The 20,680-nt window shown below is 57.6% G+C and carries 16 protein-coding genes; 13 read left to right on the top strand and 3 right to left on the bottom strand.

Annotated features, from left to right (window positions below; translation table 11 throughout):
• Positions 1 to 17 precede the first annotated feature (17 nt).
• The 4 genes from iolD to iolE all read left to right on the top strand — a co-directional run bounded on the left by iolD (position 18) and on the right by iolE (position 4,916).
• Complete coding sequence (iolD, locus tag ACNT1W_RS00795; protein ID WP_112364237.1) at positions 18 to 1,958, top strand: 3D-(3,5/4)-trihydroxycyclohexane-1,2-dione acylhydrolase (decyclizing); 1,941 nt, start codon at positions 18 to 20, stop codon at positions 1,956 to 1,958.
• 64 nt (positions 1,959 to 2,022) lie between these two features.
• Positions 2,023 to 3,036: a Gfo/Idh/MocA family protein gene (locus ACNT1W_RS00790; protein ID WP_115183591.1), complete on the top strand. Its 1,014-nt coding sequence runs from the start codon at positions 2,023 to 2,025 to the stop codon at positions 3,034 to 3,036.
• 39 nt (positions 3,037 to 3,075) lie between these two features.
• Positions 3,076 to 3,960, top strand: a complete 885-nt coding sequence (locus ACNT1W_RS00785; RefSeq protein ID WP_419246287.1) for a sugar phosphate isomerase/epimerase family protein — start codon at positions 3,076 to 3,078, stop codon at positions 3,958 to 3,960.
• Positions 3,961 to 4,019: 59 nt separating this feature from the next.
• Positions 4,020 to 4,916 (top strand): myo-inosose-2 dehydratase, encoded by an 897-nt coding sequence (gene iolE, locus ACNT1W_RS00780; protein ID WP_017894322.1) that lies wholly within the window; start codon positions 4,020 to 4,022, stop codon positions 4,914 to 4,916.
• Positions 4,917 to 4,976: 60 nt separating this feature from the next.
• Here iolE and ACNT1W_RS00775 read toward each other — a convergent pair whose 3' ends face one another.
• Together ACNT1W_RS00775 and ACNT1W_RS00770 are read right to left on the bottom strand one after the other, a co-directional pair.
• Complete coding sequence (locus ACNT1W_RS00775; RefSeq protein WP_419246286.1) at positions 4,977 to 6,155, bottom strand: P1 family peptidase; 1,179 nt, start codon at positions 6,153 to 6,155, stop codon at positions 4,977 to 4,979.
• Positions 6,152 to 6,670: a GNAT family N-acetyltransferase gene (locus tag ACNT1W_RS00770; RefSeq protein ID WP_419246285.1), complete on the bottom strand. Its 519-nt coding sequence runs from the start codon at positions 6,668 to 6,670 to the stop codon at positions 6,152 to 6,154. The genes ACNT1W_RS00775 and ACNT1W_RS00770 overlap by 4 nt, the downstream gene beginning before the upstream one ends.
• 387 nt (positions 6,671 to 7,057) lie before the next feature.
• Here ACNT1W_RS00770 and ACNT1W_RS00765 point away from each other — a divergent pair, with 387 nt between their 5' ends.
• From ACNT1W_RS00765 to gntK, 4 genes are all read left to right on the top strand, one after another.
• Positions 7,058 to 7,753 carry a pirin family protein gene (locus ACNT1W_RS00765; RefSeq protein ID WP_012147328.1) on the top strand — a complete coding sequence of 232 codons (696 nt, stop codon included), beginning with the start codon at positions 7,058 to 7,060 and terminating at the stop codon, positions 7,751 to 7,753.
• A 131-nt stretch (positions 7,754 to 7,884) separates the two neighbouring features.
• Positions 7,885 to 8,880 (top strand): gluconate operon transcriptional repressor GntR, encoded by a 996-nt coding sequence (gntR, locus tag ACNT1W_RS00760; RefSeq protein WP_017894317.1) that lies wholly within the window; start codon positions 7,885 to 7,887, stop codon positions 8,878 to 8,880.
• Positions 8,881 to 9,210: 330 nt separating this feature from the next.
• Positions 9,211 to 10,527: a gluconate transporter gene (gene gntT / locus ACNT1W_RS00755; protein WP_012147326.1), complete on the top strand. Its 1,317-nt coding sequence runs from the start codon at positions 9,211 to 9,213 to the stop codon at positions 10,525 to 10,527.
• A gap of 104 nt (positions 10,528 to 10,631) precedes the next feature.
• Complete coding sequence (gntK, locus tag ACNT1W_RS00750; RefSeq protein ID WP_012147325.1) at positions 10,632 to 11,159, top strand: gluconokinase; 528 nt, start codon at positions 10,632 to 10,634, stop codon at positions 11,157 to 11,159.
• Positions 11,160 to 11,207: 48 nt separating this feature from the next.
• On the opposite strand, the gene ACNT1W_RS00745 is transcribed toward gntK, so the two are convergent.
• The gene (locus tag ACNT1W_RS00745; RefSeq protein WP_012147324.1) at positions 11,208 to 11,801 is read right to left on the bottom strand and encodes a YhgN family NAAT transporter; all 594 of its coding nucleotides are present in this window, start codon (positions 11,799 to 11,801) and stop codon (positions 11,208 to 11,210) included.
• Positions 11,802 to 12,039: 238 nt separating this feature from the next.
• Between ACNT1W_RS00745 and asd the strand changes: the two genes are divergently transcribed.
• The 5 genes from asd (at position 12,040) to glgA (ending at position 20,673) form a co-directional block, all read left to right on the top strand.
• Positions 12,040 to 13,143, top strand: a complete 1,104-nt coding sequence (asd, locus tag ACNT1W_RS00740) for an aspartate-semialdehyde dehydrogenase (protein ID WP_115183594.1) — start codon at positions 12,040 to 12,042, stop codon at positions 13,141 to 13,143.
• Positions 13,144 to 13,640: 497 nt separating this feature from the next.
• Positions 13,641 to 15,827 carry a 1,4-alpha-glucan branching protein GlgB gene (gene glgB / locus ACNT1W_RS00735; protein ID WP_419246284.1) on the top strand — a complete coding sequence of 729 codons (2,187 nt, stop codon included), beginning with the start codon at positions 13,641 to 13,643 and terminating at the stop codon, positions 15,825 to 15,827.
• Positions 15,824 to 17,809 carry a glycogen debranching protein GlgX gene (glgX, locus tag ACNT1W_RS00730; protein WP_419246283.1) on the top strand — a complete coding sequence of 662 codons (1,986 nt, stop codon included), beginning with the start codon at positions 15,824 to 15,826 and terminating at the stop codon, positions 17,807 to 17,809. Before glgB ends, glgX begins: the two co-directional genes overlap by 4 nt.
• Positions 17,810 to 17,821: 12 nt before the next feature.
• Positions 17,822 to 19,099 carry a glucose-1-phosphate adenylyltransferase gene (gene glgC / locus ACNT1W_RS00725; protein WP_012147320.1) on the top strand — a complete coding sequence of 426 codons (1,278 nt, stop codon included), beginning with the start codon at positions 17,822 to 17,824 and terminating at the stop codon, positions 19,097 to 19,099.
• 140 nt (positions 19,100 to 19,239) lie between these two features.
• Entirely contained in the window at positions 19,240 to 20,673 is a 1,434-nt protein-coding gene (gene glgA, locus ACNT1W_RS00720) for a glycogen synthase GlgA (RefSeq protein WP_012147319.1), read from the top strand.
• Positions 20,674 to 20,680 lie beyond the last annotated feature (7 nt).

Here is a 20,680-nt window from a genome sequence, read left to right as displayed (position 1 = left end):
TCTAAAAGGGTGAGCAAATGGGCAAGATCCGGTTAACCATGGCACAGGCACTCGTCAGGTTCCTTGATAACCAGTATCTGGTAGTCGACGGCGTGGAAACCAAATTCGTCAAAGGCATCTTTGCGATTTTCGGTCACGGCAACGTACTCGGTCTGGGGCAAGCGCTGGAACAGGACAGCGGTGATCTGATCGTGCATCAGGGGCGTAATGAGCAGGGCATGGCTCACGCAGCGACCGGTTTTGCCAAGCAGAAACTGCGTCAACAGATCTACGCCTGCACCTCTTCTGTCGGTCCCGGCGCCGCCAATATGATCACCGCCGCTGCGACGGCCACCGCCAACCGCATTCCTTTATTACTGCTGCCGGGCGATGTTTACGCTTCACGTCAACCGGACCCGGTGTTACAGCAGATTGAACAGTCCTACGATCTCAGTATCAGCACCAACGACGCTTTCCGCGCGGTGAGCAAGTATTGGGATCGCATTGTGCGACCGGAACAGTTGATGAGCGCCTGTATCAACGCGATGCGCGTGCTGACCGATCCGGCGGAAACCGGTGCGGTGACGCTGAGTTTGCCGCAGGACGTACAGGGTGAAGCCTATGACTACCCTGACTACTTCTTCCAAAAACGCGTGCACCGGCTGGATCGCCGTCCGGCGACCGAAGGCATGTTGGCCGACGCGCTGGCGCTGCTGACCACCAAGCGTCAACCGCTGCTGGTGTGCGGCGGTGGGGTGAAATATTCGCAGGCCGGTCAGGCGTTGCGCGAGTTCGCAGAACGCTTCCAGATACCGTTTGTGGAAACCCAGGCCGGCAAGGGCACAGTCCCGTCCAACCACCCGTTTAACCTGGGCGGCATTGGTGAAACCGGCTGTCTGGCGGCCAATACCCTGGCCAGACAGGCCGATCTGGTGATTGGCGTGGGCACCCGTTATACCGATTTCACTACTTCGTCCAAATGGCTGTTCCAGAATCCTGACGTTGATTTTCTCAACGTCAACGTCAGCGCCTTCGACGCCGGTAAGCTCGACGGCCTGCAGGTACTGGCCGATGCCCGTGAGGCACTGTCTGCCCTGGGGGCATTATTGGCTCAGGCCGATTACCGCGCCGGCTGGGGCAACGCCATTGCCGAAGCGCGTAGCGCACAACAGCAGGAAACCGCCCGAGTTTATGCGGTGGAATACACCGGCGAAGGTTTTGTACCGGAAATTGACGACCACCTCGATCGCGACAGCGTGTTTGCCGAATTTATCGAAAAGACCGATTCACTGCTAACCCAAAGCCGGGTGCTGGGGGTGCTAAACCAGCATCTGCCGCAGGACAGCGTGATCGTCGCCGCTGCCGGTAGCCTGCCGGGGGATTTACAGCGCGTGTGGCAGAACCATGGCGAGCACGGCTACCACGTGGAGTACGGTTATTCCTGCATGGGTTACGAGGTCAACGCCGCGCTGGGGGTCAAGCTGGCAGAGCCGCAGCGTGAAGTGTACGCGATGGTCGGCGATGGTGCCTTTATGATGCTGCACTCCGAGCTGGTCACCTCAATTCAGGAAGGCTGCAAAATCAACGTGGTGCTGTTCGACAACATGACCAACGGTTGCATCAACAACCTGCAGATGGAACACGGTATGGACAGCTACACCACCGAATTCCGCTTCCGCAACCCGCAGGGTGGCAAACTCGACGGCAAACTGGTTCCGGTCAACTTCGCCATGCTGGCGGCGGCTTACGGTTGTAAAACCTACAGCGTGACCACCGAACAACAGCTGATCGAGGCGCTGGCTGATGCTCGCCTGCAAAGCGTTTCTACCCTGCTGGACATCAAAGTGCTGCCAAAAACCATGGTGCACAAATATCTCAGCTGGTGGCGCGTGGGCGGTGCTCAGGTGGCGGACAGCGAAAAAATTGTCGCCGTGGCCCGCAAGCTGCAAGAGAACATCGACAAGGCCCGCGACTACTGATTAACACATTGCTTGATGACCCAGACCTTGCGTCTGCCGCAACTATTTGAAGAGGATAACGAAAATGACACTGAACATTGGGGTTATTGGTACCGGCGCAATAGGTCGGGATCACATTCGTCGCTGCAGCAAAGTGTTGCAGGGCAGCCGCATCGTGGCGGTCAACGATATCAATCGTGACAACGCCGCCAAGGTGGTGAGCGATCTGAAGCTGGACGCCAAGGTGTATGACAATGGCCACGATCTGGTCAAGGCCGCGGACGTGCAGGCGGTGCTGGTGACCTCCTGGGGCCCGAGCCACGAAGAGTTCGTGCTGGCGGCGATTGCCGCCGGCAAGCCGGTATTCTGCGAGAAGCCGCTGGCGGTCACTGCGCAGGGCTGTAAAAACATCGTTGAGGCAGAAGCCAAACACGGCAAACGCCTGGTGCAGGTAGGCTTTATGCGCCCTTACGATCAGGGCTACCGAGCACTGAAGCAGGTGCTGACCAGTGGGCAAATCGGCGAACCGCTGATGCTGCACTGTGCACACCGCAACCCCACCGTGGGTGAAGCTTACACCACGGATATGGCGATCACCGACACCCTGATCCACGAGATCGACGTGCTGCGCTGGCTGCTGGATGACGACTATGTTTCGGTTCAGGTGGTGTTCCCGCGCAAAAGTACCAAGGCATTCCCGCACCTGAAAGATCCGCAGATCGTGCTGTTTGAAACCGCCAAGGGCACGCGCATCGACGTCGAAATCTTCGTTAACTGCCAGTACGGCTATGACATCCAGTGTGAAGTGGTGGGTGAAACCGGCATTGCCAAACTGCCGGAGCCGTCTTCAGTACAGATGCGCAGCGGGGCCAAACTCTCTACCGAAATTCTGACCGACTGGAAAGATCGCTTTATTGATGCTTACGACGTTGAGCTGCAAGGCTTTATCAACGACGTGCTGGCCGGCAAGTTGACCGGCCCTTCCGCCTGGGACGGCTATGCTGCAGCCGTGACGGCCGATGCCTGCGTGGCTGCGCAGCTCAGCGGCGAGATCGTACCTGTGACTCTGCCGCCGCGCCCGGCGTTCTACAACAAGTAGTGTGCTGAACGCGGTACTCACGTTTAAAGGGGAATCACCATGAAGATCGCTTTTGATGTTGATGTCATCAGGGACCTGGGCATCACTAAAATGGTTCAGCAGGTGGCGGACTGGGGCTATCAGTATATTGAGCAGTCGCCGCATCCGCAGATCAATCCGTTCTACAAGCACCCGAAGGCCGGGCGTGAAGTGATGGCGGAATACAAAAACGCGCTGAAGGCCACCGGCGTGGAGATTTCCTCATTTATCGTGGTGTATCGCTGGTCCGGCCCGGGGGAAGATCGTCGCCAGGCGGCGGTCAAAAACTGGCGCAGGATGATAGAGATCGCGGTGGAAATGGGCGTGCAGGTGATCAACACCGAACTGGCGGGCAACCCTAATGAACCGGAGATCTGTGAAGAGCTGTGGTATCGCTCCATGGAAGAGCTGTTGCCGATTATCGAGCGCGAAGGTATTCGCATGGAGATCCAGTCTCACCCGTGGGACTTCTGCGAGTTGAGCAATGAAACCGCCGATATCGTTAAATCGCTACGTAGCGATCACGTCAAGTACCTCTACAGCGTGCCGCACACCTTCTACTACGACAAAGGCCAGGGTGACGTGGCCGGCATGCTGAAATATGCCGGTGACGATCTATCGCACGTGTTGATCGCCGACACCATGAACCATACCAAACACTGTCGCTATATCGTCAACCCGCCGGGTGTCGATGCCGCAGTGCACCAGCATATGGGCATCGGCGAAGGGGAAGTGGACTTCGATACCCTGTTCCAGACCCTGCGCGATATGGAGTTTGCCAACCGCAGCTTTAAGGTCGGCGGTGAGTCGATTATCTGCACCTCGCTGTTTGGTTATCCGGAAAGAATGAAAATCCAGGCGGTAGCGACCCGCGAGCGCATCGAAAAAGAGCTGCTGGGTAAATAAATTTCTCGGCTGCGCGGGGTGGCATCACCGTCGGGCCGTTTCGATTATTGAGGCTGAAAATGAATAAAGACAACGTAAAACTGGCCATCGCCCCGATTGGCTGGACCAATGACGACATGCCTGACCTGGGCAAAGAGAATACTTTCCAACAGTGCGTCAGTGAAATGGCGCTGGCCGGGTTCACCGGTAGCGAAGTGGGCAGCAAGTACCCGCGCGATCCGGCGGTGCTGAAACCGATGCTGGATATCCGCGGCATTCAGATCTGCAACGCCTGGTTCAGCACCTTCTTCGCCGATGGCCTGAAAGAAAAAACCATCGATGAGTTTATTAACCATATGAATTTCCTGCATGCGATGGGCGCCAAAGTGATTGGCTGTTCCGAGCAGAGCAAGAGCATTCAGGGCACTACCAAAGGGGTGTTCGAAGAGAAGCCGTATTTCAGTGATGAAGAGTGGCAGCGAGTGGCCGATGGCTACAATGAGCTGGCTAAAATTGCCGCTGACAAGGGGATGCAGGTCTGCCTGCACCACCATATGGGCACCGGCATTCAGACTACCGCGGAGATTGACCGCTACATGAGCATGGTGAACGACGACGTCTACCTGCTGTTTGATACCGGCCACGCCTACTACTCCGAAGGCAGCCAGCAGGCGATGATGGCAATTCTGGAAAAATATCTGCCGCGCATTAACCATGTGCATTTGAAGGACGTGCGCGACGAAGTGGTGGCAGAGGTGAAGGCCAACAAACTGAGCTTCCTCGACGGCGTGAAGAAAGGCACCTTCACCGTACCGGGTGACGGAGTGATCGACTTCCGGCCGGTATTTAAACTACTGGACGAGCGCGGTTATAAAGGCTGGATGGTGGTGGAGGCCGAGCAGGATCCGGCGTTGGCCAATCCGTTTGAGTATGCGGTGAAGGCACGGCGTTATATCAAAGAGACTGCCGGCATTTAATCCGGCCGTGATCTGCAAGGGGCGCTTGATTAATCAATGCGCCCCTTTTTATTCCGGCTGTCAGGCGAGGGTTTTCCAGGTGGTGACCTGTCCGCCGGGCCATGGGGTTGCCGCGTACACGCCACGGGCGATCGCTCGCGCCAGAGTGTCCGCCGCCAGCGCACCAATCTGCAGCACCGCCAGCTCTCGGCTGCCTTCGACTTTACGCTGGCCAGTGGACAGGGCAAACACCACGTCGCCGTCGAATGGGCTATGCAATGGGCGAATAGCCCGCGCCATGCCGTCCTGTGCCATCATTGCCACGCGTTTAAGCTCTACCCGGGTCAATGTCAAATCGGTGGCGATACAGGCCAGGGTGGTGTTCTTCCTGCCGCCCGTCGGTTCTTCGGGCATCCAGTCTTCGCCCTGGCCGTGCAGTTGTGCCAGTGCCGAGGCCCCGCCATTGCCAAACTCGCCGTTGATTTCATAAGGTGTAGCCCAGAAGGCGCGGGTGCCGGGGGCCACCACAGAACCCAGGCTGTTGACCGCTACCAGTGCGCCGACGGTAGCGCCATTAGCCGCCATGATTGAAGCCGACCCGAGGCCGCCTTTCAGCTTGCCCATGCCGGTCATGGCGCCATAGCCTGCGCCTACGGTACCGAGCGGGAAGTCGTGACCTGCTGTGCTCGCAGCCTCGATCCCCAGCTGACGATAAGGAGGATTAAGCTGCCAGTCTTTATCGCCGGCGTTGCTTAGATCGTACAGGCAGGCGGTGGGCACGATCGGGGAGACCGGCACGCCCGGAGCCGGGCGCAGCGCATAGCCTTTGCCCTGTTGCCCGAGCCAGGCGGCCACGCCATCCGCCGCCGCCAGGCCATACACCGAGCCGCCGCTCAGCACCAGCGCATCGAGGGTTTGCACCAGGTTATCTTCACCCAGCGCATCGGTTTCACGGGTTGCCGGGCCGCCACCGCGTACGTCGACGGCGGCTGTCGCCGGGCGATCCGGCAAGATCACCGTGGTACCGGTACGCACCCGACTGTCCTGGGCGACACCGACCCGCAGACCGGGCACGTCGGTAATCAGGTTACGGGCGCCGGTACGGACGGCTGGAGAGGTTGGCATCGCGGCCCCCAGAAAGGTGGTGGGAGAAAGGATGCCGATAGCACCCGTTACGCAGGCCAGCGTTTGCACAAAGGTGCGGCGGCTGACGGTGAAGGGGCGGTTTGCCGCCCCTGATCCACTTTTGCTTTCACTCATAATGAGGTTTTTTTCTGCTGTTCGCTGCGAAAACGCGCCATGTGATGGGAATCGACCAGCTCGCCGTCGCGCATGGCATAGGCGCGGCTGGTGCCTTCAATTTCAAAACCGAACTTGCGGTAAAGCGCAATGGCGGCCTGATTGTCGGTAAACACCGTCAGTTCGATGCGTTCGATGGCCGCCCAATTGTCGCAGAGGTCAATCATCGCGGTCATCAGACTGCTGCCGACGCCTTTGCCCTGATGACGGTCATCAACGCCAATGCCAAAGCTCGCCACGTGACGGCGGCGCACCCGCTGGTTCAGCATAAGGCCCAGTTGGCCGACGATCTGCCCGTCGATGCAGGCCACCAGGCTATGGGTACCCGGTTCAAGGTTGGCAAGGCGTTGGTGCCACGACTCGATTGAATGTAGTGGAAGATGTAGCGTGTCACGGTAAGCCTTCGGCTGAGAATAGAGTTGATGCAGGGCCTGTGCATCTGCCGTTTCCACGTGACGAACTACGATTTCACTCATTACGCTGCTCCTTTGGCTTACCGGTTGAATAACCTCTGAATTTATCCGTTTAATGTTTCGAGTCAATATTATTTCGGATTGGTTAAAAAAACGCTTTACAGATACGAATGATAATGATTATTATTGCGATGCGTTCTCGGGAGAGTATCAACCTTTGGTACCCTCGCTACGAAGGCACGACATTGCTCACATTGCTTCCAAGTATTACTTAGCCAGCTCGGGTGCTGGCTTTTTTTTTGCCTGCGTTCCGCCCTCCAAGCCTCCTCCAAATTCACTGCCCATGGCTCCAGAACTCCATCTAATTTTTTGAACAGAGGGAAGAGTTTTTTGCGCTTTCTTATTCTGCTGTCAGGACTAGACTGTAAAAAACATTGAGGAGAGTTGAATATGATTTATTTACGTAAGGCAGAAGATCGCGGTCATGCCAATCATGGTTGGCTGGACAGCTGGCACACCTTCTCATTTGCCAACTATCACGATCCTGATTTTATGGGTTTTTCGGCGCTGCGGGTGATCAACGAAGACGTGATTGACGCAGGGCAGGGTTTTGGCACCCACCCGCATAAAGACATGGAAATCCTGACCTACGTGCTGAGCGGCACGGTAGAACACCAGGACAGCATGGGCAATAAAGAGCAGATCCAGGCCGGTGAATTCCAGATCATGAGTGCCGGCACCGGAGTACGTCACTCCGAGTACAACGGCAATAGCGATCGTCCGTTGCACCTGTACCAGATTTGGATCATTCCCGATCGGGTCGGGCTGGAACCGCGTTATGAGCAACGCATGTTTGATGCGCCGCAGGGCCGTCAACTGGTGCTGTCGCCGGACGCACGTGAAGGTTCACTGAAGGTGTTCCAGGACATGACGCTGTCCCGTTGGGCGTTAGGTAAAGACGAACTGGCGGAGTGCCCGATTGAAGCCGGACGTCGCGTGTGGATCCAGGTGGTACGCGGCAAGGTGACGGTCAACGGTCAACAGGCCGGCACCAGCGATGCTTTCGCGGTGTGGGATGAAACTGCACTGTCGATTAAGGCCGATGAAGACAGCGAAATCTTGCTGTTCGATCTGCCGCCAGTCTGATTAAGCGGTAAATATCAAGGGCTCACGCGGTGGGCCCTTTTTGCGTCATACCTTCCAACAACCAACAATATCGGCCCCGGTTTTTTTTTGCTAAAATGAGCGCCCATTCACGGTTAGCCAGTTCATTGATAATGAAGAAAAAACGGCCGGTACTCCAAGATGTTGCAGACAAGGTTGGCGTAACCAAGATGACGGTGAGCCGTTATCTGCGTAATCCCGATCAGGTTTCTGCCGTCTTGCAGCAAAAAATTGCCGTCGCGCTTGATGAGCTGGGCTACATTCCCAACCGTGCGCCGGATATCCTTTCCAACTCCACCAGCCGCGCCATTGGCGTCCTGCTGCCGTCGCTGACCAACCAGGTGTTTGCCGAAGTATTGCGCGGCATCGAGAGCGTCACCGATGCGCACAATTACCAGACCATGCTGGCGCACTACGGCTATTTGCCGGAGCGTGAAGAACAGCGCCTGACCTCGTTGCTGTCTTACAATATTGATGGGTTGATCCTGTCTGAACGTCACCATACGCCACGTACCATGAAAATGATCGAGGTTGCGGGTATCCCGGTCGTCGAGCTGATGGACTGCGTTTCGCCCTGTATCGATCTGGCGGTAGGTTTCAATAACTTTGAGGCCGCACGCCAGATGACTCAGCAAATCATCGCGCACGGCCATCGCCATGTGGTGTATTTCGGCGCGCGTCAGGACGAACGTACCATTATCAAACAGCAGGGCTATGAACAGGCGATGCGTGAATCCGGCCTGCAGCCGTACAGCGTGATGACGGCGCGTTCGTCTTCTTATTCCGCCGGGGGAGAATTGCTGCGTCAGGCGCAACGCGACTACCCGCAGATTGACAGTATTTTCTGCACCAACGATGACCTGGCAATAGGGGCTACCTTCGAGTGCCAGCGGCAGGGGCTGTCGATCCCCAACGATATGGCGATTGCCGGTTTCCACGGCCACGATATCGGTCAGGTGATGGTGCCGAAGCTGGCCAGCGTGTTGACGCCGCGTGAACGTATGGGGCAAATCGGCGCCGAACGCCTGTTGGCCCGACTGCGGGGTGAAACGGTCAGCCCGCGCATGGTGGACGTTGGTTTCACCGTGATCCCCGGTGGCAGTATCTGATCGGTTTTAAGCCATTTTAATTTTGGAACCGCGCTGCTTGGCGCGTTTTCATTTCCCTCTGTAAGCCTGCCCCCTGTTACCCCCATAAGTTTGATCTCTATCCCAGAACGGGAATTTTAGCCCATTACCCGGTTCCGGCGATCGGGTTGTTACCGGTATCATGATACCGGTAACAATGAGTGTGCGGTGATATTGATCGAGATAGAACCTTTGCCTCAGCACCACCTACAGCTCGTCTTCTAACACCGGGAAGAGCCTAAAAATACAACAAACGCGCGCTTTACGATCTATCGTAAAGAGGGTCTGCGATAAAAAGGTTGGAGAAAAATTATGCCATTAGTGATTGTTGCAGGCGGCGTAGCGCTGCTGCTGCTGCTGATGATTCGCTTTAAGCTGAACGGTTTTATCTCTCTGATTCTGGTTGCTCTGGCGGTCGGGATCACCCAGGGGATGCCGGTCGATAAAGTGATCGGCTCCATCAAGGCCGGCGTTGGCGGCACGCTGGGCAGTCTGGCTTTGATCATGGGTTTTGGTGCCATGCTCGGCAAGCTGCTGGCGGACTGCGGCGGCGCCCAGCGCATCGCCACTACGCTTATAGAAAAGTTCGGTAAAAAACACATTCAGTGGGCAGTGGTGCTGACGGGCTTTACCGTCGGCTTCGCGCTGTTCTATGAGGTGGGTTTCGTGCTGTTGCTGCCGCTGGTATTCAGTATCGCCGCTTCCGCGCGCGTTCCTCTGCTGTATGTCGGCGTGCCAATGGCGGCTGCGCTATCGGTAACCCACGGTTTCCTGCCGCCGCACCCTGGCCCAACGGCGATCGCCACCATCTTCCATGCCGATATGGGTAAAACCCTGCTGTACGGTACGCTGCTGGCTATCCCGACGGTGATCCTGGCCGGTCCGGTTTATGCCCGCTTCCTGAAAGGTATCGACAAGCCGGTACCGGAAGGCCTGTATAACCCAAAAATCTTCACCGAAGCGGAAATGCCAAGCTTTGGTATCAGCGTGGCAACCTCTTTGGTTCCGGTGATCCTGATGGCGCTGCGCGCGGTAGCCGAAATGGTGCTGCCGAAGGGTCATAGCCTGTTGCGCTTTGCCGAGTTCTTCGGCGATCCGGTAATGGCGACGCTGATTGCGGTGCTGATTGCTATCTTCACCTTTGGCCTGAACCGTGGCCGCACCATGGATGAAGTGATGGGCACCATCACCGACTCCATCAAGATTATCGCCATGATGCTGTTGATCATCGGCGGTGGCGGCGCGTTCAAGCAGGTGCTGGTCGACAGCGGCGTAGAGAAATATATTGCCGCCCTGATGGAAGGCAGTAACGTCTCGCCGATCCTGCTGGCATGGTCGATTGCCGCCGCACTGCGTTTGGCACTGGGTTCGGCTACCGTGGCGGCGATTACCGCCGGGGGTATCGTTGCTCCGCTGATCGCCACTACCGGCGCCAGTCCGGAACTGATGGTGATCGCGGTCGGTTCAGGCAGCGTGATTTTCTCTCACGTCAATGACCCGGGTTTCTGGCTGTTCAAGGAGTACTTCAACCTGAGCATCATGGAAACCATTAAATCCTGGTCGGTGCTGGAAACCATCATTTCAGTCTGTGGTTTGGTAGGTTGTCTACTGCTGGCGACGGTCGTCTAAAATACTGAGGTTTCCGGCACCTTGGCGGTGTCGGAAACTATTTTGAGTTTGGGGCGCATTTGATGACGCTGCCAGCGTCATCTGATCCCATAAGGGCATGACATATGAGCAATCCACAGCACCACGTATTTATTTTGATGGGCGTTTCAGGCAGCGGAAAATCCGCCGTGGCCAACGCCGTTGCCCATGAGGCCAATGCCGCCATGCTGGACGGCGACTACCTGCACCCGCGTGCCAACATCAATAAAATGGCCGCCGGGCATGCATTGGATGATAACGATCGTGCCCCGTGGCTGGCGGCGTTGAATGACGCGATTTTTGCCATGGAGCGCACCAACGATGTTTCACTGCTGGTCTGTTCGGCGTTGAAAAAGAGCTATCGTGACCGTCTGCGCGAAGGTAACCGCAACCTGCATTTCATCTATCTGAAGGGTGACAAGGCGGTGATTGAAGAGCGCCTGAAGCAGCGCAAGGGCCATTTCTTCAAGCCGCAGATGTTGGTTTCCCAATTCGCTACTTTAGAAGAGCCGAACGAGCAAGAACAAGACGTGCAGGCGATCGAGATTGACCAACCGCTGGACGGCGTGGTGGCCGATACCCTGGCCTATATTCGTCGTGTTGCAGCCCAGTAACCCGGGCTGCCGCCACTTCTCGGCGCCGCACTGGCGCCAGTAGCTTCACTACAACTTCATGTAAGCTCTCACGCCGTCCAGGAACATCTGGGTCGACAGCATCACCAGAATCAGCCCCATCAGCCTTTCCAGCGCACTCACCCCTTTGCTACCCAGCAGGCGCAGGAACAGGTTCGACATCAGCAAAATAGCGGCGGAAATCCCCCAGGCAATCAGCAGTGCCACCACCAGATATGAAATCTGGTTTGGATACTGGTGCGACAGCAGCATCAGCGAGGCCAGAATCGAAGGGCCGGCCACCAGCGGGATGGCCAGTGGCACCAGGAAAGGTTCTTCACCGGCGGAAAGCCCGCTGCTGTCACCCTCCTGCGAGGGAAAAATCATCTTGATGGCGATCAGGAACAGAATAATCCCGCCGGAAATGGATACGGTTTCGGTGCGCAGATTAAGGAACGCCAGAATTTTTTCACCGGCAAACAGGAAAATCAGCATCAACAGCAGGGCGATCAGCAGTTCACGGATCAACACCACCCGACGACGACGCGGCTCCAGGTGCTTGAGCACCGACATGAAAATCGGCAAATTGCCCAGCGGATCCATGATTAAAAACAGCAACACCGTGACCGAAATCATCTCTGTCATTACTACCTCTGAATCTGAAAAGTGCGTCGGTCATCCCGACCGCTTAATAACCTATACCCTATGACTTTCAAGTTACAGCCAGGCGACCAGCTGGCTCATCCCCAGGTATATAAGAAGGATTGCTGAGAATCGCTCACCCATCGAATAAATTCACTTTGCGCCTGCGCCGACATTTTGTAAGGTGGAGAGATATTGCACACAACTTATAGCAGTCATCCTCCAAGGCAGGACAGTCATTATGAAAAACGTTGGTTTCATCGGTTGGCGCGGAATGGTCGGCTCCGTACTCATGCAACGCATGACACAAGAGCGTGATTTTGACGCCATTCGCCCGGTCTTTTTCTCCACCTCGCAACACGGCCAGGCGGCACCCACCTTCGGCGGCCAGCAGGGCACGTTGCAGGATGCTTACGATGTTGATGCGCTGAGCGCGCTCGACATTATTATTACCTGCCAGGGCGGCGATTATACCAACGAAATTTACCCAAAGCTGCGTGAAACCGGCTGGCAGGGGTACTGGATCGACGCCGCTTCTTCTCTGCGCATGCAGGATGACGCGATCATCATTCTGGATCCGGTCAACCGTGACGTGATTCAGCAGGGCCTGGATAAAGGCATCAAGACCTTTGTCGGCGGTAACTGCACCGTCAGCCTGATGCTGATGTCGCTGGGCGGCCTGTTCGCCAATGATCTGGTGGAGTGGGCGTCCGTTGCTACCTATCAGGCGGCTTCCGGCGGTGGCGCGCGTCACATGCGTGAGCTGCTGACTCAAATGGGCATGCTGCACGCCGACGTGGCGAAAGAGCTGCAGGACCCGGCTTCGGCGATTCTGGATATCGAACGTAAGGTCACTGAGGCCACCCGCAGCGGCAAACTGCCGACCGATAACTTTGGCGTGCCGCTGGCCGGCAGCCTGATCCCCTGGATTGACAAGCAGCTCGATAACGGCCAGAGCCGTGAAGAGTGGAAAGGTCAGGCGGAGACCAACAAAATCCTGAACAGCGGCCTGGTGATCCCGGTCGACGGTCTGTGCGTGCGCGTCGGCGCGCTGCGCTGCCATAGCCAGGCGTTTACCCTGAAGCTGAAAAAGGACGTTTCGCTGCCGGAAATCGAACAAATGCTGGCGACCCATAATGACTGGGTGCGGGTGATCCCGAACGATCGTGAACTGACCATGCGTGAACTGACGCCGGCAGCGGTCACCGGGACGCTGAACACTCCGGTCGGTCGCCTGCGCAAGCTGAATATGGGGCCGGAATACCTGTCTGCGTTCACCGTGGGTGACCAGTTGCTGTGGGGTGCGGCCGAGCCGCTGCGCCGCATGCTGCGCATCCTGCTGTAAACCTGAACTGTACTTCCCGGGGGCTGACCTCTTTTGGCCCCCAAAAGCCTTATTTTCTTCCTTTTTCTTCGTTTCTGCGCGCTATGGACCAAATCGCTGCAAAGGGGGAAAAGCACACAAGTCATCAGCACTTCTCCACGCGGGCAGCAGCGCAAAGACGCTGTCAGGCTGGCAGTTTTCTTAATGAAGAGTTTTCCTTGCTAATGGGCAATGTTTTTAACCGGCATTGGCTATGCTTAAAGGGCTGGCGGATACATTTTCACCAGCGCTAAAAATAAGCATAAAGAGCGGAATTCGGGCCGGGAAGGTGAGAATTGATCAATAACCGACCGCAATCACGCTTTAGATACCGAATGAATTGCATGATAACCAAAACGGCTATGGATTAAGCGTTACGCCCTGTGGATCTCAAGGTGCAGCCATTTCGCGGCAACCTGAAAGACGATGAGCTTACGCGGCCCCTTATAAATCATGCTCTTAATCTTAGGAAGAAGACTATGCCTGTACTTCCCGATCGTGACGTGATTGATCAGCTTTTCTCCGGCAATTCTGCCGACCCCTTTTCTCTGCTGGGTATGCATGCGGCCGATAACGGCCTGCAGGTGCGTGCGCTATTGCCTGATGCCAGCGAAGTCTGGCTGCTGGAGCAGCAAACCGGCCGGCGTCTGGTGCAGCTAAACTGCGACGATGCGCGCGGCTTTTTCAGCGCCACGGTACCGCGTCGCAAAACCCCGTTCCGCTATCAATTCGAAGTTCGCTGGCAGGATCATCAGCAGATCGTCGACGATCCCTACCGTTTCGGCACCCTGCTGCAGGATATTGACAGTTGGTTGCTGGCCGAAGGCACCCATTTGCGTCCTTATGAACGTCTGGGGGCACACCTCAGTACGCTTGATGACGTCGAAGGCGTCAGCTTCGCCGTTTGGGCGCCGAATGCCCAGCGCGTCTCGGTGGTTGGCGAATTCAACTTCTGGGACGGCCGCCGCCATCCGATGCGCCTGCGGCGTGAAAACGGGATTTGGGAGCTGTTCCTGCCGGGGGTGAAAGCCGGGCAATTGTACAAGTACGAAATTATAGACTGCTATGGCAATACCCAGTTGAAGGCCGATCCTTACGCCTTCGAGGCGCAAATGCGGCCGGATACCGCGTCGCTGGTGACGCCGTTGCCGGAGGTGGTGGAAAACACCCCGCAACGCCAGCGGGCCAATGATTTTGACCGACCGATTTCGATCTACGAGGTGCATCTTGGCTCGTGGCGGCGTCACACCGACGATAATTTCTGGCTCAGCTATGGCGAACTGGCCGTGCAGCTGATTGATTACGTCAAGGATATGGGGTTCACCCATATCGAGCTGCTGCCGATTAACGAGCATCCGTTTGACGGCAGCTGGGGCTATCAGCCGTTGGGGTTGTATGCCCCGACCCGGCGTTTCGGCACCCCGGCCGACTTCAAAGATTTTGTCGCGGCGGCGCACCGGGCGGGCATCAACGTGATCCTGGACTGGGTGCCGGGGCATTTCCCCAGCGATGCCTATGGCCTGGCGAATTTCGACGGCACCGCGCTGTATGAATACGCCGACCCGCGTGAAGGCTTCCATCAGGACTGGAATACCCTGATTTACAACTATGGCCGCCATGAAGTGCGTAACTATCTGGCGGGTAATGCCCTTTACTGGTTGGAACGCTATGGCATCGACGCATTGCGTGTCGATGCGGTGGCTTCGATGATCTACCGCGATTACAGCCGTGCCGAAGGCGAATGGGTACCGAACTACTACGGTGGCAACGAAAATCTGGAGGCCATTGCCTTCCTGCGTTACACCAACCAGAGCATCGGCAAGGAGCGGCCCGGTGCGGTGACGCTGGCGGAAGAGTCCACCGATTACCCAGGGGTAACGCTGCCGCCGGAATCTAACGGGCTGGGGTTCCACTACAAATGGAATCTGGGTTGGATGCACGACACGCTCAACTACATGCAATGCGACCCGGTACACCGCAAGTATCATCACAATCAGATGACCTTCGGCATGTTGTACGCCTACACCGAAAACTTCGTGCTGCCGATTTCCCATGACGAAGTGGTGCACGGCAAGAAATCGATTCTCGACCGCATGCCCGGCGACGCCTGGCAGAAGTTTGCCAACCTGCGTGCCTACTACGGCTTTATGTGGGCGCACCCGGGCAAAAAACTGCTGTTTATGGGCTGCGAGTTCGCCCAGGGGCGTGAATGGAACTTCGACAGCAGCCTCGACTGGCATCTGCTGGAAGGGCTGGACGGCTGGCATCACGGGGTGCAGCGGTTGGTGCGCGATCTTAACCATTGCTATCAACAGCAGGCGCCGTTGTATGAGCGTGACTACCGGCCGGACGGCTTTGAGTGGCTGGTGGTGGACGACCATGACAATTCGGTGTTTGCCTTCGCTCGCTATGATGCGCATGGCAATGAGCTGATCGCAGTCAGCAACTTTACCCCGGTGCCGCGTCACCACTATCGCATCGGTATTTCCCGCCCCGGTGAGTACCGGGAAATCCTCAATACCGACTCGCACCATTATCACGGCAGCAATACCGGCAACCAGGGGCGCGTGGTGTCCGAACAGATTGGCAACCACGGCCGCGAGCATTCGATTAGCGTGACCGTACCGCCGCTGGCGACCATCTACCTGCTGCGGGAGGCGCAATGACTGAGCTGACGCCCGGCATCGCCGCGCCTCTCGGGGCGCACTATGACGGTAACGGCATCAACTTTAGCCTGTATTCCGCCCATGCTACCGGGGTGGAGCTGTGTCTGTTTGACGAACAACAGCGTGAAGTTCGCCTGCCGCTGGCGACGCGCAGCGGTGATATTTGGCACGGTTATCTGCCGGGCGGCAAACCGGGCCAGCGTTATGGATACCGGGTGCATGGCCCGTTTGATCCTGCGCAGGGGCTGCGTTTTAACCCCAATAAGCTGCTGCTGGATCCCGCCGCCCGCGCGGTCGAGGGGCCGGTGGCCGATGACCCCTACCTGCATGGTGGCTATGACCGGCCGGATCGGCATGACAGCGCCGAGCTGATGCCAAAGTGCGTGGTGATCGACGAAGCCTACGACTGGCAGGATGATTGCCCGCCGGCCACGCCGTGGGGCAAAACGGTGATCTACGAAGCGCATGTGCGCGGTCTGACCCTGCAACATCCGGATATCCCGCAGGTGCTGCGTGGCAGTTTTGCCGCGCTCGGCCACCCGGTGATGATCGCCTACTTCAAGCGCCTTGGCATTACCGCGCTGGAACTGCTGCCGGTGCAGCAACACAGCTCCGAGCCGCGCCTGCAGCGCCTCGGGTTGATTAACTACTGGGGCTATAACGTGCTGGCGCCCTATGCGCCGGATAACCGTTACTCCAGCCTGCGTACCGACATGACGCCGCTGCGCGAATTCCGCGACGCGGTGAAGGCGCTGCATAAGGCCGGGATTGAAGTGATCCTCGACGTGGTATTCAACCACAGCGCCGAGCTGGATACCGACGGGCCGACGCTGTCGCTGCGTGGCATCGATAACCCGGGCTATTACTGGCTCACTCCTGAGGGAGGCTACGTGAACGATACCGGCTGCGGTAACACGCTGCGGCTTGATCAACCACAGGGCGTAGCCTGGGTGATGGACTGCCTGCGTTTTTGGGTGGGGGAGTGTCACGTAGACGGCTTCCGCTTTGATCTGGGTAGCGTGCTCGGCCGCACGCCAGCGTTCGATCGCGACGCGCCGCTGTTCCAGGCGATGCTGGCCGACGACCTGCTGTCGCGCTGCAAGTTGATTGCCGAACCCTGGGATATTGGTCCCGGCGGCTATCAGGTGGGTGAGTTTCCCGGGCGTTTTGCCGAGTGGAATGACCATTACCGGGACGATATGCGCCGCTTCTGGCTGCAGGGCGATATTTCGCTCGGCCAGTTCGCCCAGCGTTTTGCCGCTTCCAGTGACCTGTTCAACCAACGCGGGCGTGCGCCGTACGCCAGCATCAACATGCTGACCGCTCATGACGGTTTTACCCTGCAGGATCTGGTCAGCTTTAGCCGTAAGCACAACCAACTGAACGGCGAAGGTAACCGCGACGGCAGCGACCGTAACTTTAGCAACAACCACGGTGTTGAAGGCCCGATAGCCGACGACGCCATTGTGCAACGCCGTAGGGCCAGCTGGCAGGCACTGCTTGCCACGTTATTGCTGTCCCAGGGAACGCCGATGCTGCTGGCCGGCGATGAACATGGACACAGCCAGCAGGGCAACAACAATGCCTATTGTCAGGACAACGCTATCACCTGGCTCGACTGGGCCACGGCGGATGACTCACTCACCGCTTATACCGCCGCACTGATCCACCTGCGCCAACAAATTCCCGCCCTGCAGCATGACCGCTGGTGGCAGGAGGGCGACGGTAACGTGCAGTGGCTGAACGCGCAGGGGCAATCGCTCAGCGCGCAACAGTGGGAGCAGGGAGATCTGCAGTTGCAGATCTGTCTGTCACAACGCTGGCTGGTGGTAGTGAACGCCACGCAGCAGGCGGTGGAGATGACGTTGCCTGCCGGCGATTGGCAGCTTGTCGCCCCCTTTACTCAGGAAGATTCGCGGGCGGTCTTACCCGCCTGGAACCAGGCTGCGCACTCGATTTGCGTGCTGGTCAAGAAAAAATAAAAGGAGTCAGCTATGGTTAGGTTTGAAAATAAAGACCCCCTGATGTTGGCACGCCAACTGCCGATTAAGTCCGTCGCCCTGATTTTGGCCGGTGGCCGCGGTTCGCGTTTGAAAGATTTAACCTCAACCCGTGCCAAGCCGGCCGTCCACTTTGGCGGTAAATTCCGCATCATTGATTTTGCCCTGTCGAACTGCCTGAACTCGGGGATCCGTCGCATCGGTGTAATCACCCAATACCAGTCTCATACCCTGGTGCAGCATATTCAGCGCGGCTGGTCGTTCCTCAACGAAGAGATGAATGAGTTTGTCGATCTGCTGCCGGCCCAGCAACGCCTCAGTACCGAGCACTGGTACAAGGGCACGGCGGATGCGGTGTACCAGAACCTGGACATCATTCGCCGTTACGACGCCGAATATGTGGTGATCCTGGCGGGCGATCACATCTACAAGATGGATTACTCGCGCATGCTGATCGATCACGTGGAAAAGGGCGCGCAGTGTACCGTTGCCTGCCTGCCGGTGCCGCGCGATGAGGCCAGCGAGTTCGGCGTGATGGAAGTGGACGAGAACGATCTGATCCTCGAATTTCTGGAGAAACCCAGCAACCCACCGCCGATGCCAGGCAATCCTGATATGTCGCTGGCCAGCATGGGGATCTACATTTTTAACGCCGACTACCTGTTCCAACTGCTGGAGGAGGACATGTCGACACCGGGCTCAACCCATGACTTCGGCAAGGATCTGATCCCGAAAATCACCGCCCAGAAAGCGGCGTGGGCGCACCCGTTCACGCTGTCCTGCGTAACCTCCAACCCCGAGTTGCCGCCGTATTGGCGCGACGTGGGGACGCTGGAAGCCTACTGGCGCGCCAACCTTGATTTGGCTTCGGTGACGCCGGAGTTGGATATGTATGACCGCGCCTGGCCGATCCGCACCCATATGGAGCCACTGCCGCCGGCCAAGTTCGTGCAGGACCGTTCCGGCAGCCACGGGATGACCATGAACTCGCTGGTGTCCGGTGGCTGTATTGTCTCCGGTTCGGTGGTGGTGCATTCGGTGCTGTTCCCGCGGGTGCGGGTGAACTCGTTTTGTACCATCGACTCTACTGTATTGTTGCCGGACGTTAACGTCGGCCGTTCCTGCCGTCTGCGACGCTGCATCATTGACCGCGCCTGCCATATCCCCGAGGGCATGGTGATTGGCGAAAACGCCGATGAGGACAGCAAACGCTTTTATCGCTCGGAAGGCGGCATTGTGTTGGTCACGCGCGAAATGTTGTCAAAATTGTGAGTTAAGGTATCCGGCAGAACGATAGCCTGCCGCCATGTAAACGGATTGACTGATGGCTTGCAAAACGCGGATTAACAACAGCGGCAAGCCTGCTTTATTTCTTATCCAGAGGCATTTTTTGCCGACTCTCAGGAGTGATAATGCAGGTTTTACACGTATGTTCTGAAATGTTCCCCCTGTTGAAAACCGGGGGGCTCGCAGACGTGGTTGGCGCATTACCGGCGGCTCAGATCGCCGAGGGCGGCGATGTTCGGGTGTTATTGCCCGCTTTCCCTGACGTTCGTAATGGCATACCGGATTCCGTGCTGGTGGCGGAAATCGACTCGTTCGCCGGCCGGGTCGGTCTGCGTTACGGTACCTATCACGGTGTGGGCATCTACCTGATCGACGCCCCCTGGTTGTACGAACGCCCCGGCAGCCCTTATCACGACCAATCCATGAATGCCTATTCCGACAACCACCGGCGCTTTGCCCTGTTGGGTTGGATGGCCTGCGAACTGGCCAAGGGGCTGGACCGCTACTGGCGGCCACAGGTGGTGCATGCCCATGACTGGCACGCCGGGCTGGCTTGCGCCTATCTGGCGGCTAACGGCCACCCGGCGCGTTCTGTTTTCACCGTGCACAACCTGGCCTACCAGGGGCTGTTCTCCGCCCATCACGTGCCGGAACTGTGGTTGCCGCCTTCGTTCTTCAACATCTATGGCCTGGAGTTTTACGGCCAGATGTCATTCCTGAAGGCCGGTCTGTTCTACGCCGACCATATCACCGCCGTCAGCCCGACCTATGCGCGTGAGATCACCCGGCCGGAGTTCGGCTACGGCATGGAAGGGCTGTTGCAGGAACGCCAGCGGCAGGGGCGTCTTAGCGGCATTCTTAACGGCGTGGATGACAAGATTTGGGACCCGTCCCACGATCCGCGCCTGACTGCGCGCTATGACGCCGACAATCTGAAAAACAAGGCCAAGAATAAACTGCACCTGCAAAAAGCCATGGGGCTGAAAGTGGATGAGTCGCTGCCGCTGTTTGCGGTCGTCAGCCGTCTGACCAGCCAGAAAGGTCTGGATTTAGTCCTGGAAGCGCTACCGGCGCTGCTGGAGCAGGGCGGTCAACTGGCGCTGTTAGGGGCCGGCGATGCGGTGTTGCAGCAGGCATTTCTGGCCGCGGCCGCCGACTACCCTGAACAGGTTGGCGTGCAGATTGGTTACCACGAGGCCTTCTCGCACCGGATCATCGGCGGGGCCGATGTGATTATGGTGCCGAGCCGTTTCGAGCCCTGCGGGCTGACCCAACTCTATGGCCTGAAATATGGCACGCTGCCGCTGGTGCGTCGCACCGGTGGGTTAGCGGATACGGTAGTGGACTGCGCGTTGGAGAACCTGGCCGACGGCAGCGCCAGCGGGTTTGTTTTTGATGATTGCGACGCCGTCGCTCTGGGTAACGCCATTCGGCGTGCCATGGTGCTGTGGAGCCGACCCAAGCATTGGCGTCACGTCCAGCGCCACGCCATGAGCGTGGATTTTGGCTGGCAAGTCGCGGCACAGGAATATCTGTCGCTTTATCAACGCTTATCGTAACTATTGT

This window comes from Serratia sp. NFX21 (assembly GCF_048517035.1).
GTDB lineage: Bacteria > Pseudomonadota > Gammaproteobacteria > Enterobacterales > Enterobacteriaceae > Serratia > Serratia quinivorans.
This window is presented reverse-complemented; position numbering and strand designations above follow the sequence as displayed.

Coding starts and splice junctions, on each gene's coding strand:
- iolD (WP_112364237.1), top strand. CDS start 18: ATGGGCAAGATCCGGTTAACCATGGCACAGGCACTCGTCAGGTTCCTT.
- ACNT1W_RS00790 (WP_115183591.1), top strand. CDS start 2,023: ATGACACTGAACATTGGGGTTATTGGTACCGGCGCAATAGGTCGGGAT.
- ACNT1W_RS00785 (WP_419246287.1), top strand. CDS start 3,076: ATGAAGATCGCTTTTGATGTTGATGTCATCAGGGACCTGGGCATCACT.
- iolE (WP_017894322.1), top strand. CDS start 4,020: ATGAATAAAGACAACGTAAAACTGGCCATCGCCCCGATTGGCTGGACC.
- ACNT1W_RS00775 (WP_419246286.1), bottom strand. CDS start 6,155: ATGAGTGAAAGCAAAAGTGGATCAGGGGCGGCAAACCGCCCCTTCACC.
- ACNT1W_RS00770 (WP_419246285.1), bottom strand. CDS start 6,670: ATGAGTGAAATCGTAGTTCGTCACGTGGAAACGGCAGATGCACAGGCC.
- ACNT1W_RS00765 (WP_012147328.1), top strand. CDS start 7,058: ATGATTTATTTACGTAAGGCAGAAGATCGCGGTCATGCCAATCATGGT.
- gntR (WP_017894317.1), top strand. CDS start 7,885: ATGAAGAAAAAACGGCCGGTACTCCAAGATGTTGCAGACAAGGTTGGC.
- gntT (WP_012147326.1), top strand. CDS start 9,211: ATGCCATTAGTGATTGTTGCAGGCGGCGTAGCGCTGCTGCTGCTGCTG.
- gntK (WP_012147325.1), top strand. CDS start 10,632: ATGAGCAATCCACAGCACCACGTATTTATTTTGATGGGCGTTTCAGGC.
- ACNT1W_RS00745 (WP_012147324.1), bottom strand. CDS start 11,801: ATGACAGAGATGATTTCGGTCACGGTGTTGCTGTTTTTAATCATGGAT.
- asd (WP_115183594.1), top strand. CDS start 12,040: ATGAAAAACGTTGGTTTCATCGGTTGGCGCGGAATGGTCGGCTCCGTA.
- glgB (WP_419246284.1), top strand. CDS start 13,641: ATGCCTGTACTTCCCGATCGTGACGTGATTGATCAGCTTTTCTCCGGC.
- glgX (WP_419246283.1), top strand. CDS start 15,824: ATGACTGAGCTGACGCCCGGCATCGCCGCGCCTCTCGGGGCGCACTAT.
- glgC (WP_012147320.1), top strand. CDS start 17,822: ATGGTTAGGTTTGAAAATAAAGACCCCCTGATGTTGGCACGCCAACTG.
- glgA (WP_012147319.1), top strand. CDS start 19,240: ATGCAGGTTTTACACGTATGTTCTGAAATGTTCCCCCTGTTGAAAACC.